The sequence below is a fragment of the Poseidonibacter parvus genome, assembly GCF_001956695.1.
GTDB classification, from domain to species: Bacteria; Campylobacterota; Campylobacteria; order Campylobacterales; family Arcobacteraceae; genus Poseidonibacter; species Poseidonibacter parvus.
Map to the genome: position 1 here is coordinate 734,182 of NZ_CP019070.1, position 17,768 is coordinate 751,949.

General features: G+C 26.4%; 19 protein-coding genes. 8 read left to right on the forward strand and 11 right to left on the reverse strand.

Annotated elements, in window-relative coordinates; genetic code table 11:
• Nucleotides 1-8 precede the first annotated feature (8 nt).
• A complete protein-coding gene (locus LPB137_RS03615) occupies nt 9-770 on the forward strand; it encodes a hypothetical protein (protein ID WP_076084473.1) in 762 nt (253 codons plus the stop codon).
• Between the two features lie 25 nt (nt 771-795).
• On the opposite strand, the gene LPB137_RS03620 is transcribed toward LPB137_RS03615, so the two are convergent.
• Nucleotides 796-3,882 carry an efflux RND transporter permease subunit gene (locus tag LPB137_RS03620; protein ID WP_076084475.1) on the reverse strand — a complete coding sequence of 1,029 codons (3,087 nt, stop codon included), beginning with the start codon at nt 3,880-3,882 and terminating at the stop codon, nt 796-798.
• A gap of 157 nt (nt 3,883-4,039) precedes the next feature.
• On the opposite strand from LPB137_RS03620, the gene LPB137_RS03625 reads away from it, so the two are divergent.
• A complete protein-coding gene (locus LPB137_RS03625) occupies nt 4,040-4,396 on the forward strand; it encodes a hypothetical protein (RefSeq protein ID WP_076084477.1) in 357 nt (118 codons plus the stop codon).
• A gap of 79 nt (nt 4,397-4,475) precedes the next feature.
• On the opposite strand, the gene LPB137_RS03630 is transcribed toward LPB137_RS03625, so the two are convergent.
• The 3 genes from LPB137_RS03630 to LPB137_RS03640 all read right to left on the reverse strand — a co-directional run bounded on the left by LPB137_RS03630 (nt 4,476) and on the right by LPB137_RS03640 (nt 5,460).
• The gene (locus LPB137_RS03630; RefSeq protein WP_076084479.1) at nt 4,476-4,889 is read right to left on the reverse strand and encodes an ester cyclase; all 414 of its coding nucleotides are present in this window, start codon (nt 4,887-4,889) and stop codon (nt 4,476-4,478) included.
• Complete coding sequence (locus LPB137_RS03635) at nt 4,886-5,140, reverse strand: hypothetical protein (protein WP_076084481.1); 255 nt, start codon at nt 5,138-5,140, stop codon at nt 4,886-4,888. The genes LPB137_RS03630 and LPB137_RS03635 overlap by 4 nt, the downstream gene beginning before the upstream one ends.
• 71 nt (nt 5,141-5,211) lie before the next feature.
• Nucleotides 5,212-5,460 (reverse strand): hypothetical protein, encoded by a 249-nt coding sequence (locus tag LPB137_RS03640; protein ID WP_076084483.1) that lies wholly within the window; start codon nt 5,458-5,460, stop codon nt 5,212-5,214.
• A 361-nt stretch (nt 5,461-5,821) separates the two neighbouring features.
• Between LPB137_RS03640 and LPB137_RS03645 the strand changes: the two genes are divergently transcribed.
• Nucleotides 5,822-6,619 carry an ABC transporter ATP-binding protein gene (locus LPB137_RS03645; RefSeq protein ID WP_076084486.1) on the forward strand — a complete coding sequence of 266 codons (798 nt, stop codon included), beginning with the start codon at nt 5,822-5,824 and terminating at the stop codon, nt 6,617-6,619.
• Here LPB137_RS03645 and LPB137_RS03650 read toward each other — a convergent pair whose 3' ends face one another.
• The 3 genes from LPB137_RS03650 to LPB137_RS03660 form a co-directional block, all read right to left on the reverse strand.
• Nucleotides 6,620-8,830, reverse strand: coding sequence for an EAL domain-containing protein (locus LPB137_RS03650; RefSeq protein WP_076084489.1), 2,211 nt, complete (start codon nt 8,828-8,830; stop codon nt 6,620-6,622).
• An 11-nt stretch (nt 8,831-8,841) separates the two neighbouring features.
• The gene (locus LPB137_RS03655; RefSeq protein ID WP_076084492.1) at nt 8,842-9,483 is read right to left on the reverse strand and encodes a transglutaminase-like cysteine peptidase; all 642 of its coding nucleotides are present in this window, start codon (nt 9,481-9,483) and stop codon (nt 8,842-8,844) included.
• Nucleotides 9,484-9,550: 67 nt separating this feature from the next.
• Nucleotides 9,551-10,864, reverse strand: a complete 1,314-nt coding sequence (locus LPB137_RS03660) for an MFS transporter (protein ID WP_076084495.1) — start codon at nt 10,862-10,864, stop codon at nt 9,551-9,553.
• Nucleotides 10,865-10,938: 74 nt separating this feature from the next.
• Between LPB137_RS03660 and LPB137_RS03665 the strand changes: the two genes are divergently transcribed.
• Nucleotides 10,939-11,538 (forward strand): non-canonical purine NTP pyrophosphatase, encoded by a 600-nt coding sequence (locus LPB137_RS03665; protein ID WP_076084498.1) that lies wholly within the window; start codon nt 10,939-10,941, stop codon nt 11,536-11,538.
• Here the strand turns inward: LPB137_RS03665 and LPB137_RS03670 are convergent.
• From LPB137_RS03670 to LPB137_RS03685, 4 genes are read right to left on the reverse strand one after another with little or no spacing between them, the layout of a single operon-like run.
• Nucleotides 11,531-11,863 (reverse strand): hypothetical protein, encoded by a 333-nt coding sequence (locus LPB137_RS03670; protein ID WP_076084501.1) that lies wholly within the window; start codon nt 11,861-11,863, stop codon nt 11,531-11,533. The two genes, LPB137_RS03665 and LPB137_RS03670, sit on opposite strands and share 8 nt — an antisense overlap.
• Nucleotides 11,860-12,204 (reverse strand): hypothetical protein, encoded by a 345-nt coding sequence (locus LPB137_RS03675; RefSeq protein WP_076084504.1) that lies wholly within the window; start codon nt 12,202-12,204, stop codon nt 11,860-11,862. The genes LPB137_RS03670 and LPB137_RS03675 overlap by 4 nt, the downstream gene beginning before the upstream one ends.
• A complete protein-coding gene (locus tag LPB137_RS03680) occupies nt 12,194-12,481 on the reverse strand; it encodes a hypothetical protein (RefSeq protein ID WP_076084507.1) in 288 nt (95 codons plus the stop codon). Before LPB137_RS03680 ends, LPB137_RS03675 begins: the two co-directional genes overlap by 11 nt.
• Nucleotides 12,468-13,232, reverse strand: a complete 765-nt coding sequence (locus LPB137_RS03685) for a pyrroline-5-carboxylate reductase (RefSeq protein ID WP_076084510.1) — start codon at nt 13,230-13,232, stop codon at nt 12,468-12,470. The genes LPB137_RS03680 and LPB137_RS03685 overlap by 14 nt, the downstream gene beginning before the upstream one ends.
• 95 nt (nt 13,233-13,327) lie before the next feature.
• On the opposite strand from LPB137_RS03685, the gene LPB137_RS03690 reads away from it, so the two are divergent.
• The 4 genes from LPB137_RS03690 to LPB137_RS03705 are packed head-to-tail and all read left to right on the forward strand — an operon-like array spanning nt 13,328 to nt 17,571.
• Nucleotides 13,328-13,984, forward strand: coding sequence for an outer membrane protein assembly factor BamD (locus LPB137_RS03690; protein ID WP_076084513.1), 657 nt, complete (start codon nt 13,328-13,330; stop codon nt 13,982-13,984).
• Between the two features lie 28 nt (nt 13,985-14,012).
• Nucleotides 14,013-16,430 (forward strand): endopeptidase La, encoded by a 2,418-nt coding sequence (lon, locus tag LPB137_RS03695; protein WP_076084516.1) that lies wholly within the window; start codon nt 14,013-14,015, stop codon nt 16,428-16,430.
• Between the two features lie 9 nt (nt 16,431-16,439).
• Entirely contained in the window at nt 16,440-17,051 is a 612-nt protein-coding gene (locus LPB137_RS03700) for a hypothetical protein (RefSeq protein ID WP_076084519.1), read from the forward strand.
• Nucleotides 17,032-17,571 carry a rhomboid family intramembrane serine protease gene (locus LPB137_RS03705; protein WP_076084522.1) on the forward strand — a complete coding sequence of 180 codons (540 nt, stop codon included), beginning with the start codon at nt 17,032-17,034 and terminating at the stop codon, nt 17,569-17,571. Before LPB137_RS03700 ends, LPB137_RS03705 begins: the two co-directional genes overlap by 20 nt.
• Nucleotides 17,572-17,768: the final 197 nt, after the last annotated feature.

Genomic DNA, 17,768 nt, shown 5'->3' on the forward strand with positions numbered 1-17,768 from the left:
AGTACAAAATGGCAAGAAATCTAATAAAATATTCTTTTTCCCTTATCTTTGTACTTCTTTTTTATGGATGTAGTTTTAGCCAAGATAGTATAAAAAGTGTTGCTCAAAGTAATGCAGCTTCTGAAATTACAAACTATAAAAATGAAACAATCACTTCTTTACTAAAATATAAAAAGAAACTAGATTTAAGAAATCCAAGCTCATATAATAAGTCTTTATCAAAAAATATTCTTCATCAAATTCAAACAAATCAAGACTACATAAATATATTGCAAGATGGAAAAGAGTTACAAACATATAATGAATATTTACATTATGCTTTTTTGAATGAGCAAGTAGAAAATAGAAATGATTTCTTAATTTTAGGACTTTATAAATTAATACACAAAGCTTACAACTTAGGCGGAAATCATAAATTCACAGCTTTTCAATATAATAAAATTGAATTGTCAAAATTATATAAATATTTACAAGTTATAAGATGGAAAATTAGAACTAACAAAGATAATAAAGGTAGATATCTTTTTAATACCTGGCAAAATAATTGGCAATTAGAACTTCTAAAAAAAGATGATAGTGATTTAAATATTATAAAAAATTTAGAGTATATTAAAGCTAATAAAGAGAGTATTTATAAGCATTCAAACTTTTCTTTTGAAATCTTATTTTCAAGAATACTTTTAAATGTAGAATATACTTTAAGAAAAATAAATATTGAACCTTATGCTATGAGTACTTCTGCTATTAAAAGCTTTATTTTTATCTTATAAAGTAAAGTATTTCTACTTTACTTTTTTATGATTTTCTTAGTTTATGAGAGATTGTATATAAAACTGGTAAATAAACTAAGTTTAGAATAGTTCCCCAAGCAAGTCCAAATCCTAAAGCAATTGCAATTGGTTGGAAGATAACTGCTTGTCCTGTTGGGAAGAAGATTAATGAACTCATACCAATTAAAGTTGTAATTGTTGTAATAATAATAGGTCTAAATCTTTTCGTAGCTTTTTGGAATATTTCTTCTAGCGTTTTCGCTTTTTTAAGATAAGTCATCATAATAATACCATCATTAATAACAACTCCAGCAAGTCCAAGTGCTCCAATCATTGAAGGCATTGATAAGTTAAGTCCCATTACTTTATGTCCTATTAATACTCCTAAAATAGAGAAGGGAATAATACTCATAACTATAAATGTTTCTCTAAATGAATTAAATAAATAAAGCATAGAAAGCATGATTAAAATAATAGCAAGAGCAGAAGCTAGAAGCATATCTCTTTTTAATTCTTCTTTCTTTTGAGCTTCCCCTTTAAATACAAGTTTTATCCCATCTTCTTTTATTTGATTTAATAATGGTTGTAGTTTTTCAATTACTTCTGTTGAAGTTATAATATCAGGGTCAACATTTGCAAAGAAATAAAAGTTTTTCTCACCTTGGTCTTTTAAAAGCTGCTCAAAAGCTCTTATTGTATTCAGTTCAACAACTTGCTCTAAGGCTACAAAAGAACCATCATTTAGAGGAATTTGTGTATTTTTAAAAGCTTCAAAATCATCTTTATTTTTAGATTTGATTTTAATATCAAGCATTTCTTTATCATCAAATGAAACACCTTTTTTCTTTAATAAGTAAAGATTTGAAAGATATGAACCTATAAAGGATTCAGTAACTCCATGAGATTCACCATATTGATTCACTTTTAATTTAATCTCATCAATACCAAATTTTAAAGAGTTTGATGCAGATTTTATACCATCTAATTTATTAATCTCATCAGTTAAATCTGCTATGGCTTTGATTACTTTTTGATTATCATGTGAAACCAAACCAATTTTTACATCTGCTTTAATAGGTCCAACTTTACGCTCTAATACACCTATTTCTTCAAGTTGATATTTTTCTTTATAATTTTGTTTATCTAAGAACTTTTTTAATTTTGTAGCAATCTGTCTTGATTTTAAAGTTCTTGTTCTTCCTTCATCATCATAGTAAAAACTTAAATATGGAGTAACATATCTATCTAAGAGATTTGAAGCTTTTAGCTTTTGTAGTTCCACTGTCATATACATAGTATAAGGAAATCTTTCTGTATTATTTCCTGTATCTTTTCTATATCCTGCAACTGAATCAATACTTCTTATAAAGAATTCATCTTTTTGTAGCATTAAATCTTTTTCAATTTCTTGCACTATTTTAAACGATTGTTCAAGTGTTGTATTTGCGTCTGCTTTCATTGATATTTTTACATCTGTTGCATCAAACTTTGGAAACATTTGGAATTTAGATGTTTTAATAGCTGTATATGTTGCAAAAGGCACAAGTATAACAAAAATGATAAGGAATGTTTTTTTCCAATTCATAAAGAAATGAATAATTGCATTATAAACTTTATTAGCTTTTTCCCATGAGGTAACTTTTGCACCATTTTTTAAAGCATGTGCTGCATGAATTGGAAGGAAAATAAATGATTCAATAAGAGAAGCTACAACTAATGCACTAAGTGCAATTGGTATAAGCTTCATAACTTCACCCATTGTTCCACTAATCATTAATACAGGAAGAAAGGAAAATAGTGTTGTAAGTGATGCTACAGTTACAGGCTTAACCATTTCACTAGCACCTTTTACTGCTGCATCTTTTGGAGCCATTCCTTCTTCGATATGTTGTTGGATATTTTCACTTACAACAATAGCATCATCAACAACAATACCAATTGCAATTAAAACTCCAACAAGTGAAATCATATTTATAGAATAGCCACTAAGGTACATATAAATAGCTGCAATTACAAAAGATGTTGGAATACCAAGTGCGATAATTGCAGACATTCTAAAGTTGATTAAAATCATTACTAAAATAGTAATTAAGATTATTCCTAATAAGATATTTGATACAACAATATTTAACCTATCAGTAATTCTTTCACTATTATCATCAGCAATTGTAGTCGTTATATCTGGGTTCTTTTTGTTTATTGAAGGAAGCAAATCTTTTATCTTCTGAGCAAGTACTATTGCATCAGCAGTATCTGACTGTTCAACTGCAAGAGAGATTGCATTTTGTCCATTAAAAGAGTAAAGAGTTGAAGAGTCTTCATACTTTTTAGAGATTTGTGCAATATCTTTTACATAAATATTTGTATTTGAAACCTTGATTAAAGTATTTCCAAAATCTACTGCATTTTTAGCACCATTGTATGTGGAAATATAGTAATGCTTTTTAGGGTCTTCAATTTTTCCAACTGGAAAGATATATGATAAAGTAGAAATTGCAGAGAATACTTCACTTTTATTAAGCCCTAATGCATCAATTTTTTTATCATCAATTAAGACTTCAAAGTACTTATCTGAATCTCCAAATATCGTAACATCATTAATCCCAGTAATTCCTAGAATTTGGCTTTTAATAGAATCTGCAAAGGGTTTTAAATCATCTGTCGAATATTTTTCTGATGTAAGTGTAATATCTATAAGTGCTCTTGAACGATCTAAAACATTTACAGTAGGCTCATCCATATCAGAAGGAAGGTTAGATTGAACAAGTGCAATAGCATCTTTTACTTTATCTGCTTCATTATATTTATTTTTACCTTTTTTAAGTTCTAAAACAATAGTAAATGAACCTGGGCTTATGATTGTTGACATTGTATCAACACTATCAATATTTTTTACATTATCTTCAATTTCAACAACAGCCATTTTATCTAGTATATCAACTGAAGCTCCACTATAAGAGCCTTTAATTGAAATCATATCAAGTTCAAAACTTGGAAAAATTTCTTTTGGTGTTTTTGTATAAGACCAAAGTCCAATAGCAAATACTAATATAAATAGAGTATAATTAACTCTTGAATTTTCTACAAAAAATCTTAAAATTTTATCAAACATTATAATCCTTATTTAATACAAAGAATTATAATATATCTTTATTAACGTAGTATTAATATTATTGGTGGAAGTTATTAACTTGCAATAAATAATATCAATAAGTTAAATTAAATTTTTTTTGATAGAATAAAATAAAAAAATTAAAGAAGTACATAATATGATTGAAGAATCTTTAGAAGATAAAAAAAGAAAGCTAAAGTATCTAAAACAAATAGAAAATGATATTTTAATCAAATCAAATAAAAAATATAGTTTATATAAATCAACATTACTCTGTACTTTAATTGGTTTAGAAACTTTATTTATTGTTCTTGTTTGGACAATAGGATGGGATTTAGTACAACCTATAAGTTGGGTTATAACTTTTTTAATGCTTAATGGTAGTATTATTTGTTACTTAATAATAAGTGAAAAAAGCTGTAATTTATTTAAAATTCTTGATAATAAAAAAGAATCTATTTTAAATAATATTGAACATCAAGAAAATTTTAATAAAATAAAATCACAGAGTTAGAATATACGATAAAAAGCTTTGAAGAAAAAATTAGTTAAATCGATAGTCTAGAAGCTATCGATTTAATTTAGTATTAATATTATTGTTCATTTTTTAATTGTTTTACAAGAGTATTTAAATCACCTAATACCCAAACACTTTTTATTTTCCCTTCTTCGAATTTAAAAAATGTTGCACCATTATAAATAAGTCTATTATTCGTTGCTTCATAATCTAATAATTTTCCAGAATGTTTTCCTGTGTATAAAGCTCTTACTGCAATAGTATCCTCACCTACAACAATATCAACAATACTATGAAATAAGTTAGGAATTGCAGTATGAATCATATCCATGTATACTTCAAACTCTTTTTTTCCATTAGCCGATAAACCCAATGATCCATGAAACGAAATATTATCATCAAAAAGAGTGTTAATAAAGTCTTTGTTTTTTTTATTCCATAATTCTTCATAGTATAAATTCACTAAATCTTTATTTGTTAATTTTTTCATTCTTCAATCCTTTTAATTCTTATAACTTCACTTTTATTTTTAATAAACTGTATATCTAGAAATGCATATTCATCACACTCATTATAATCAGATGTAAAATACTTTTCATAGCCTAGTTTTTGCAATTCATAATCAATATTTTCTTCAGTTAATCTATTTTTAACTCTATCCATAATGTACAGGACATCATTTTCATCAATATTTGCACTTAATAATTCATATTTGATAGATAAATCTAATTGAGCTAACATTTTTTGGTTCTTTCCTTTTTATATTATATAGAATAAGAAAGTTTTACGGCTAAAAGTTAAATAAACTAAATTTACTTAAAGTTATTATTATCTTCTTGTGAATTTTCTTCAAGGTCTTGTTCTTGATTTGTTTCTTTTTCAAATAGACATTTGTCTAATTCTTGTTCACATTTTTCTATACAATCATCATTATTTGTATTGTCACACTTTATAATACAAGATTCGAATTGTTCATCACAATCAATATTGTCGATATTTTTAGTATTTGCACTTAATAATATTGCGAAAGCAAATAGTGCAAGTGAGATTTTTTTTAACATTTAAACTCCTATATTTACTAAATTTAACTTATGTATAAGTTTCATTTGTTAGTATAAAAGTACTCAAGTTTAACAGAGTACAACAAAAATTTCAGATACTTGAATTTTAACGCACGGCCAAATGCAAAATAGAGTGTCTGAAAATACAGAAAACTTTCTTCTTATTCTAATGCGATATTATAAACTATAAAAAAAAGAAAAAACCTGAAAAAAATCTTAAGTTATTTGAAAATTATTTTAAGCCCAATTTAAAGGCATCTTTAGATATCTTTTTATAATAATAAATTTTAAGATATATCTATTTTATTTCTAAAAATATTAAAAAAAAATGTTTTTTTATAAAACATAAAAAGGTGAGTTAATGAAAGAAAAAACTACAATACTAAATTTTGAAAATATTTATGTAAGCTATGAAGTAACACCAATACTTGAAAAAATAAATCTACAAATAAAAGAGGGTGAGCATTGGACAATTTTAGGCTCAAACGGAAGTGGTAAATCAACTTTAATAAAATTAATATCAAATGATTTATACCCTAATACTAAATACCCTTTTAAAAAAGAAGTCTTTGGAAAAGACAGATGGAGTATATTTGATTTAAAAAAGAATCTAGGAATCATTTCAAATGATTTACATAATTACTTTGAAAAGCATGGAAGTTTTCTTAGTGCTTATGAGGTAATATTAAGTGGTTATTTTAGTACTATTGGGGTTTTTAAGCATCAGGATTTCACTATTGAACAACATAAAAAAGCTTTAGAAGTTTTAGATTTTTTAGAAATTCCTCAAATTAAAGATAAAAAAGTTCATCAAATGAGTACTGGACAATTAAGAAGATGTATTATTGGACGAGCTTTAATTCACGAACCAAAAGCATTTATTTTAGATGAGCCAACTGTAGGACTTGATATTAAAGCTCAAAATAGCTTTATTAAGTTTATCAGAAAGTTATCTTCAACTGCATCAATTATTTTAGTTACTCACCATATTGAAGAAATTTTTCCTGAAGTTTCACATATTGCTCTAATGTATAATAGAACGATTTTTAAACAAGGTGAAAAGAAGGATATTTTAACTTCAAAAAACCTTTCAGAGATTTTTGAAGTTGATATTAAACTTGAAGAAGAGAATCAAAAATATTATATAAAAAACAAGTAGTTATCTACTTGCTGCATAAAGGCTAAAACTTTTAATAATGTCTAAGTCTTCTTCATCTTTTACATTTTCTGCAAAAACTTTTATATTCAATAAAGTTGATAACTCTTGAATTGCTTCAACAAAATTTTGCTTAGAATTGTCATTGCAGATATTACAAGTATAATCTCTTGCTAATCTTATATAATCAAGGTTAAAATCTTTAATATTATCAAGTGGTATAAATTTACTCTCAAATCTTTTTATAATTATCTTTGCACCATATTTATGTATTTCATCTGCAAAAAATTTGAATTTATCCATATCTTTAGCAACTGCATATGCAGTAATAGAAAATACTAATTGCTTTGCAATTTTATTATTATTTTGAATTGTACGAGCTATCCAAGCAATAAAAGCAGTATTGTTAATAGATTCTAATGAAAGGTTTATAGAAATATTATGATTTATTTTATTTTCTAAAATATGATTAATTACATTAGACACAATTTTTTTATCTAAGTCTATAATCTTTTCATATTTTTCTGCAATAGATACAAATGTTCCTATTGGGATATCCATTCCATCTTTATCACAAGCACTTGTAAATGCTTCTTGCATAACAAGTTCATTTGAATGATTTAATAATGTAGCATCCCCTATATATTTAACATTAAATTTAGAGTTATCAATAATATCAAAAATTAAATCTCTCCATGATTCCATATCTCTTGATAAATCATTTGAATCTCTAATATAAGCTTCATTTGCTCCAATTAGTGTTGCTTTTTGATAAGCTTCATTTGCAGCTTGTAGCATTTCAGGTGTTGTTCCTATTGGATTAAAAGGTGTTGCTCCTATATGAGCAATTTCTTTTTTCCCGAATTCAAGAGCTAATTTTCCTAAACTTTCTTGTAAAGATTTAGCGAATTTAATACTATCTTCATAAGAAAAACCTTCTCCAATCACTGCAAATTCTGAACCAAAAAATCTATAAGCAATAGTTTTTTTATCTTTAATTGAAGTATTCTTTAAAATACTTCCAAACTCTTTTATAAAAGCATTTACTTCTTTATTTGTATGTGATTTTGCGTAAGTTGCTAAGTCAAATATTTTAATTACAAAAACATAACCTGTTTTTTTGTGAATAAACATATTCTTCATATCAGTTTCAAAACTTTGTTTTAAACTTAGTCCACATAACTCATCCACTGAAAGTTTTTCTGAACTATTTTTTAAATTATTGTTTAGTTTATTTATAATAGCTTCAATTTTTGAAGACATATCATTCATAGCAATTGCAACATTTTTAATTTCTGTTGTCCATGGAAGTTTTTCTATTATTCCAAATTTACCAACAGCAATACTATTTGCAAGTTTTTCTATTCTTTTTAAAGGTTTTAGTAAGTATTGAACAAAAATAAATAAAATTAACATTGAAAATAAAAAAGCAAGAATTGAATATATTATTCCACTTTTAGCTTGTTGATATAATTTTGCATAAGCATCACCTGGATTTGCACTTACATAAATAATTGCTGTTGTTTTCCATCCATCACTAATTTCACTACTTTTTTCCTCAAGTTTAATTGGAATCATATCAATAAACCAATTAGGTACATAATAAAATTTTACAGCTCTTGTAGCTTTTGCTATAACTTTTTGAATTGTTAATTTTGAACTTGTATTAACTTTCATACCGTTTTCATTAATTGCAGTAAAATTAAATGTAATTTTTCCTCCATTTGTATATTCAGCACTTGGAATATAAGAATATGTATCTTCTTCTATATCAATTTGCGATTCATCTATCTCTTCATTCTCTAGTTCAGACAACTCTTTAGAAAGTTCACTATCTGATGTTATTTTCTCTATTTTTCCAAAAGAATTATCAATAGTTAAATCTGAAATCTTCCATAAAGAATCATCTAAATCTACGCTATTTCTAATTAGTTGTGTTTCACTTATTGTAAAAGATGCATCAACTAATCTTATTTCTTTATAAAAACCTCTATTTGAAATTGCAGTAATTATTGATTCAATCTCAGGGTCTTGTTTATCTTTTAATAATGATTTTAAACCCATTCCTAAAGATGTTGCAGTATCCTGTGCTTTAGTTATAGATTCTATTTCTAAGTACTCTTTTGTATTTTTAACACTAATAATAAAATTACCAGTAAAAATCATAAAAAATATGAAAGCAATTATTATATAAAGTTGTTTTGATAAAGACATTTTATTTCCTTTTAAATTCTACTCATTAAATCTTTCCAAGATCTAAGGTTATTTGTTCCTACTCTTACAGAACCTTTGTTTTTGGCTTGCCATAAACCACTTGCATTAAAACTATATACGGGTTTTAAATCTTTTCTTTTTGTTGCAAGTTTTAATTTTTTATTAATATTATCTAAAACAATTGGAGTTGAACCTGGTTTGTGTGTATATGTTAAAACCATATGTGCTTGTTCAAATTTACTTCTTACTCTTTTATATTTTACATATGTGATTCTAAGTTTATTATCAGGAACTCCGATTTTTCTAAGACTAAAATATTTAGCGATTGCATAATCCTCACAATCTCCAGCAGCTGTACCCATAAACTCAAACGGAGTTGCCCAATAATCTTTTCTTTTCCAATGTCTTTGATCTGTTTTATATCTAATCTTATTAAAAAAATCATTAACATTTTTTAATTTGTTTAGTATTTTTTCATTTTTTGAAGATTGAAGCATTGTATCCCATAACTCTACACGAGATTTAGCTTTTGTACCGTATTTATTAGATATAGAATTTAGTTTAGAGTTTGAAATAAAAAAAGTTTTTGAAGCAATTGTAGAAATTGTAATAGCAGAGAGAATCAAAAAAGATATAAATAATATTTTTTTCAATTTCTCTCCTCTTGTAGTTTTATTCTTATTTTATAATAGTAAAGATTAAAACTAGGTATTTAAAAAGTTATATTAATGAACCTTTGATTTTATGTTCACTAATTTTATCATCATTATATTTGATTGCAATAATGTTTTCAGTGTTGTTTATGTACCACTCATCAATAGCATCATTATTTTCTAATACTGAAGTTTTTTCTAAGTCATACTTATCTAAAGGTAAATATAAAAACTTTTTCTTTGTAGGATTTGGCATAGTAATAATTAAAATAGCCCATAAAATACAAATAATAGTTATTGCAATAACTATAGAAGACATTCCCGCACTTTCAAAGAATATTCCACCTACAAGTCCACCTAGGAATGTACCTAAGTAACCAAATGAATTAAAGATTCCTAGTACTAATCCTCTTTGGTGAACTTTTGCAAATTTTGTTGCAAGTGATTGCATGATTGGTTCGTGCATATTGAAACCAATAAAAAATACAACTACACCAATAATAAATACTAAAGTAGATGAAGAAAACCCTATAATTAAGTAAGAAATAGCAAATAATGCAATACCAATTACTAAAATCTCTTTGAACTTACCTTTCTTTTCTGCAATAATTGCAGCAGGTGCCATAGCGATAAATCCAAAAATCATTGCAGGAAGATAAACTTTCCAAAGGTCAGATAAAACCCACTCGTAGTTTTTCATTAAAACCATTGGAATGATCATAAAAGCAAATGTCATTAAACCTTTTTGTAAAAAGTTTGTAATATTCATTTTGATTAAATTTTTATTTCCTAAAACAGAAGAAAGCTTTGCTTTTCCATTGTATGTATGAGTAATTTGTGGAGGATTTGGTACTAATTTAACAATTACAAAAATTGAAGCAAGTGCTAAAATCATTGTAATATAAAATAATACTTCAATCCCAAAAGCAGCACCAAGAGTCGGACCTGCTAACATAGAAACAGCAAATGAAATACCAATAAACATACCCATAGTAGCCATTGCTTTTGGTCTTTGTTCTTCTTTTACTAAATCAGAAATCATTGCAGTAATTACAGCTGCAATTGCTCCTGCACCTTGCAAGAATCTTCCAAGCAATAATGTATAAATATCTGTTGATATTGCACAAATAAGTGAACCAATCGCAAAGAGTAAAAGACCAGTTATAATAGTTCCTTTTCTTCCTAATTTATCACTCATTACTCCAAATGGAATTTGAAAAATCATTTGAGTTAATGCATATCCTCCAACAACAATACCTACAAGAGTAGTTGTAGAGCCTTCTAAATTTATAGCGTATACTGAAATAACTGGTAGTACTAAAAATAGACCTAAAAATCTTAGAGCAATAATTGCACTAAGTGGTAAAACTGATTTAATCATCTGTAATCCTAAATATAATATAATTTAGAGCGATTATATATAATTAATTATAATAATAGGTTGAAAGGATAAGAGTGAAAATAGTTTTAGCTTCTGGAAACAAAGGAAAAATAAAAGAATTTGAGAAATTAATGCCAAATGATGAAGTTGTAGCATTTAAAGAAATTCTAGGTGATATTGAAATTATTGAAGATCAGAACAGTTTCAAAGGTAATGCAATTAAAAAAGCTCAAACTATATATGACAAACTACTTGAAAAAGGATTTAGTGATATCATAGTAATTTCTGATGATTCAGGAATTACAGTTCCTGCTTTAAATAATGAGCCAGGAATTTACTCAGCAAGATATGCAGGAGTTAATGCAAGTGATAAAGAAAATAATGCAAAATTAATCAAAAATTTGAATTTAAAAACTTTAGAAAAAACGCCTGCTTTTTATACTGCTTGTATTGCAATTGTATATCAAGGTGAAGTTTATACAGTTCATGGATGGATGCATGGAAATGTTATAAATGAACAAAAAGGTGAGGGTGGTTTTGGTTATGATCCTATGTTTATAGCTAATGGATTTGATAAAACATTAGGAGAACTTGGTTATGAAGCAAAAAAAGATTTCTCACACAGAACAAAAGCTTTAAATCTTGCAAAAAAAGTATTAGATGTAATTATCTAAATATCTTTTCATGTAAAGATATATCAAACTCTTTTGATTTTACAAATAAATCTATTTCATAAGAGTTTGATTCTTTTTTAATGATTGAATAAATTCCAAAATTAGTATCTTCAATTTCTAAATGTGTTAAGTTTTTTAACTCATCTAATTGCAAAGTATAAATATACTGTTTTAAAAATTCTTTATGATTACTTGCTTGTAAATATAAATATTGACTTTGTAAATTTGTATTTCTTAAAGACTTTGTTTCTAAAATAGAAATAGCTAAATATGAAAATATTGATAAAAGAAATATAGTAATAAGTAAAGTAAAAGATTTTTTCATAATCTTATTTTCCAATTCTCTTTTATTTTTTCTTCTAACTCAAGTGTGATTTCATAATAATTTTCTTTTTTTGAAATAGTAAAATCACTAACATCTTTTAATAAAATATTAGTTTTAAAATAAATAGTATCATTTGAATAAGAAAGAGTATTTTCTAAATTTTGATTGTTTTTTTGTAGAAATATCTTAGTTGAGAGTAAATCTAATTTTAATTCTTCGACTTTTTGCATATTCTTGTTTGTTTGAAATAACTCATTTGAAAAATAACTTGTATTAATAATTACAAGAGATGAAATTAAAATACTTAGAATAATTTCTAATATTGTAAAACTATTTTTCATATTTAAAAATCTTTATATCTTCATTTTCAAAACTATATTTGCTTATTGTTATTTTCTCTTTTTGTGAAAGGTTTTTGATAATTGTAATTTCTTCATTATCTTTTGAAAAGCTTGAATAGTCATTTGTATTAAATTTATTTTCAAGAGTGTTAAGTTTGATCGAATTTTCTAAAGCTTTTTCATCATAATAAGATGAGTTTAAAAACCCACTTATTATGATAAAAAGTATAGTAATACTTAAAAGTGTTTCAAATAGTGTGAAGCTATTTTTTACCAAGTTCAACTGCTTTTGAATAAGCAGCATTAATAGCTTTTATCATTGAATCTCTAACTGCTCCTTCTTCAAGTTTAGTATACCCAGCAGCTGTAGTTCCTCCTGGACTCATAACAGAATCTTTAATAATTGCAGGGTGAGAATTTTCTAATAACGATGCAGTTCCTGAAAACAGACCTTGAACTAACTCTTTACTTAAATGTCTTTCAAGGCCTGCATTTACAGCACCATCTGTAAGTGCTTCTGCCACAAGAGCTAAATATGCAGGACCAGAGCCAGCAATTGCAGTAGCGATATCAAGTTGATTTTCTGTATTTACCCATAATGTTTTACCAATTGATGAAAAAATATCAAGTGCGATATTTTTAGCTTCATTATCACCTGTTATTGTTGTCATTGAGTTTTGAACTGATGCTGCGATATTTGGCATAGTTCTTACATAATATTTTGATTTTATTTGGTTTTTTAATGATGATAGTTTAGTTCCAGCTAAAATTGAAAATAGAATATCACACTCACCTACTAGCCTTGTAGAAACACTTCCTAAAGCATAAGGTTTTACACAAAATATTATATTTTTACCTTCAATATTTTCTTGATCATCAAGTGTTTTTATTGTGATTTGTGGTATTTGTTCTTGTATTGTTTTAAGTGTATTCTCATTTCTACCTATCATTTCTACTTCATGATTTTTAACTAATCCTCTAGCTAAAGATTGAGCCATAATCCCATTACCTATTAAAGTAAGTTTCATTAAATCGCCTTTTAAATTATTTTTAATAATTATAGCAGATATTTCCTAAGCAAGTATTCGATAAAATATTGGCTTTAATAATAAAGGATATTTATATGATTAATAATTCAAAAATTAAAAGTTTATTTTTAGTGCTTGCATCAGTTTTTGTTTTTACAGCTTGTTCTAGCAAAAATGAAGTTACAGAGTACAATAAACCAGCACTTTATTGGTACAATAAAATGCTAACACAAATAGCAAATGGAAATCTTGATGAAGCAGATGATACATACACGTCTTTAGAGAGTGAACATAGAAACTCACCTTTAATTGCTACTTCTTTACTAATTTTAGTAAATGGTCATATTGATGAGGAAGAATATTCACTTGCAAACTTTTATTTAGACGAATACATCAAAAGATTCGCACTTAGTAAAAATATTGATTATGCAAGATATTTAAAAATTAAAGCAAACTTTTTAGGATTTACTTATCAATTAAGAAATCAAGAATTGATTGAAAATACAATTACAGAAATTGCAGATTTTAAAGCAAAATACACTCGTTCACCATATATGCCTTTAGTTGATACAATGAATGCAAGATTATATATGGCAAAAGCTTCACTTGATTTATCAATTGCAAAACTTTATGAGAAAAAAGATAAAAAATTAGCAGCAGAATTTTATAATAAAAAAGTAAAAGAATCATGGGTTAACCCAAAAGAAATTGAAGCTGTAGATGTTCCATATTACAGAGCAATTTTTGAATAAATATAATAAATTTTAGGAGCCAAGATACATGGAATTAGAAAATTACGATAATTTCCCACAAGATATACCCTTAATAATAGAAGATGAAATATTTTTATATCCATTTATGATTGCACCATTGTTTTTAAGCAATGAACAAAATATAAAAGCAGTTGAAAGTGCAATGGAAGAGAACAAATTAGTTATTGTTGCAGTTTCTAAACAAGGACATGAAGACAAAAGAGAAAAAGACTCTTTTTATGATGTTGGTGTTGTTGGAAATATAATGAGAAAAGTATCTCTACCTGATGGTAAAATAAAAGTACTTTTCCAAGGATTAGCAAAAGGAAGTATCAAAGAGTTTAACGAAGAGAATCCTCTTTTTGTAAATGTTGATATTCTAGAAAATAAAGAATTCAATGAAGAAAGTACAAAATCTGTAATTTCTGTGTTAATTGAACAAATCAAAAAACTTTCAAGATTAAATGCAAAATTTCCAGCAGATTTAATAAAAACTATTGAAGAAAATGATGATGCAATTAGAATTGCTGATTTAATCTCTTCTGTTTTAAAAGTTAAAAAAGATGAAGCTTACGCTTTATTTGCGCAAACAGATATTGAACAAAGATTATTAGATATTATAGAAGTTGTTAAAAAAGAGATTGAATCTTATAAAATACAAAAAGAGATTACTCAAAAAGTAAACTCAAAAATTGAAAAAACTCATAAAGACTACTTCTTAAAAGAGCAAATCAAAGCTATAAATAAAGAGCTTGGTACGGATAATAAAAAAGATGAAGAAATAAAACTTTATTCTAAGAAATTAAAAAAACTAAAAAAACATATGCCAAAAGATGGCTATAAAGAAGTAAAAAAACAAATTGAAAAATTAGGAAGAATGCACCAAGATTCTCCTGATGCTTCACTTTTACAAACATATATTGAGCAAGTATTAGATATTCCATTTGGTAAATATTCAGATGAAGAAATTTCTGTTACAAATGTAGAAGAACAGTTAAATAAAGATCATTATTCATTATTTAAAGCAAAAGAGAGAATCTCTGAATTTTTTGCAGTAAAAGAATTACTTGAAAAAAGAAAAGTTGAAAACTTAAAAACGAGAGGAACAGTTTTATGTTTTGTTGGACCTCCAGGTGTTGGTAAAACATCTTTAGCAAACTCAATTTCAAAAGCACTTAAAAGACCACTTGTAAGAATTGCACTTGGTGGAATGGAAGATGTAAATGAGTTAAGAGGACATAGAAGAACTTATGTAGGAGCAATGCCAGGACGACTTGTAAAAGGTTTAGTTGATGCAAAATCAATGAACCCTGTTATGGTTTTAGATGAAATTGATAAACTAGGAGCTAATCATAGAGGTGACCCAACAGCTGTAATGTTAGAAATCTTAGATCCAGAACAAAATAATGAGTTTAGAGATTTATATTTAAATTTCCCAATTGACTTATCTCAAACTATTTTTGTATCAACTGCAAATGATGCAAGAAGAATTCCAGCACCTCTTAGAGATAGAATGGAATTTATTGAGATTTCTTCATATACACCAAATGAAAAATATCATATTGCAAAAGATTATCTAATTCCTCAAGAATTAGAAAAACATGGATTAAAGAAAACTGAAGTATCTTTAAGTAAAGCAACTATTGAAATGATTATCTCTAAATATACAAGAGAAGCAGGGGTTAGAAACCTAAGACGAGTTTTTTCTAAACTATTTAGAAAAGCCGTTAAAAAGATAGTTGAAGATGAAAAGGTTACAAAAGTTACAATTTCTACTAAGAATTTAAAAGATTACTTAGAACATCCAATTTTTGAAATTGACCCTGCTGATAAGAAAAACTCAATTGGAATTGCAAATGGACTTGCATGGACAGCTGTTGGTGGAGATGTTTTAAAATGTGAAGCGATTAAGTTAAAAGGAAAAGGTATTCTTTCTGTAACTGGTAACTTAGGTGATGTTATGAAAGAATCATCTAGAATTTCTTATTCTGTTGTGAAAGTTTTAATAGATACTGGAGCATTAAAAATTGATGACTCAATTATTCCAAAAACTGTAAAAGAAAAAGAAGATAAAACTAAAGTAGATGCTAGTGAAGTTTATAAAAGATTTGATATCCATTTACATATTCCAGCAGGTGCTACTCCTAAAGATGGACCAAGTGCGGGTATTACAATGGCATTAACAATTGCATCAATTTTATCACAACGTGAAATCCAATCTGATATTGCAATGACAGGAGAGCTTTCTCTTTCTGGTAAAGTATTACCAATTGGTGGATTAAAAGAAAAACTAATTGCTGCATTTAAAGCTAAGATGACAAAAGCTTTAATTCCTAGAAAAAACTATGAAAGAGATTTAGAAGATATTCCTGAAGAAGTTAAAAAAGCTATGGAAATTAAGCCAGTCGATGTAATAGATGATGTTCTTAAAGAAGCTTTACTTTAAGAGAGTTTTATGAAAAAAAATAGAAGACAAAGTACAATAATAAACAACTTTTTTACTTTGGCTTCTATTATTATGATTACAATCACTTTAGTTGTTTATATGAAATTCATACGAGATGACAAAAGTAATTCTGCCGAAAATAAAATGCACTTAGAAAAAATAAATGTAAGTGCTTTAGAGTGTGAAGATGAAACTTCAAGCTCAAAACTATTTAATCAAAAACTTTTAAACAATTCCTTATTAGCTTTATCAAAAGGCTATTATAAACTTGATGGTGGCTATATTAAATCTTTAAACTCAAAATCTATTATAGAAGAGTTTATCCAAATAGAAGAGCTTGACTCCTTTTTCACACAAGCTATAAATATCAAAGCTAAAAAAGATATAAAAAAGTTTTTAAAGATAAATTATGAAATAATAGAAAATGATAAAGAAAAAAAGATTGATTTAAAAAAACAAATCAAGTTTAAAGCTGGAACTATAAAAACATCATTTAGAGCTAATTCTATTGAGATTTTTACATTTTCAAAAGACTTCAAGTTTTATGACAAAAAAGAGATACAATCGATTATTGATTGCACAATAAAGGTATATAAAAATCATGCTAAAAAGTATAAGTAAAAAAGATTTCACAGCTACAAATATATTAATTATTATTACAATTTTAATGTATATAGTTCAAATTAATATAGAAAAAGGTGGTTTATATTTAGGTTTAAATATGTACTTTACTGTTTATGATTTTTGGTGGCAACCTTTATCATCTATGTTCTCTCATGGAGGAATAGCTCACTTGGGAATGAATATGTTTGTTTTATATCAATTTGGTAATTTAATTGAAAGAGGACGAGGAGCTAAAGAGTTAGTAACACTTTATTTAGTTACGGGAATACTAACATCAATTTTATCTTTCGCTTATATTTATTATTTAGATAATTATGTAAATCTTGTAGGTGCTTCAGGTGCTATTTGTGCACTTTTAGGTTATGTGGCTTTTTATGATAAAGCTCAACGAAGTGGAATAATTACTTGGGTTTTACTTATCTCTGTGGCACCACTACTTATTGGACTTCCAATTGCTTGGTATGCACACTTTATTGGTCTAGCTCTTGGTTTTATTTATGCAGTAATTAGAAAGTAAGCTTTCTTTTATTGCATAAAATATGTCACAGTTCCCATAACAACTAAAACAATAGCTAAAGCAATAAAAATATCTTTTAATGTTACTGTTGGGTTTAATATCCCACAATAAGGACATTGTCTTTTTTTAGTTTCGATTTCTCTTTTACAATTTTTACAAGGTGCTATTTTATATCCTTTTTCTTGAATACTATCTTT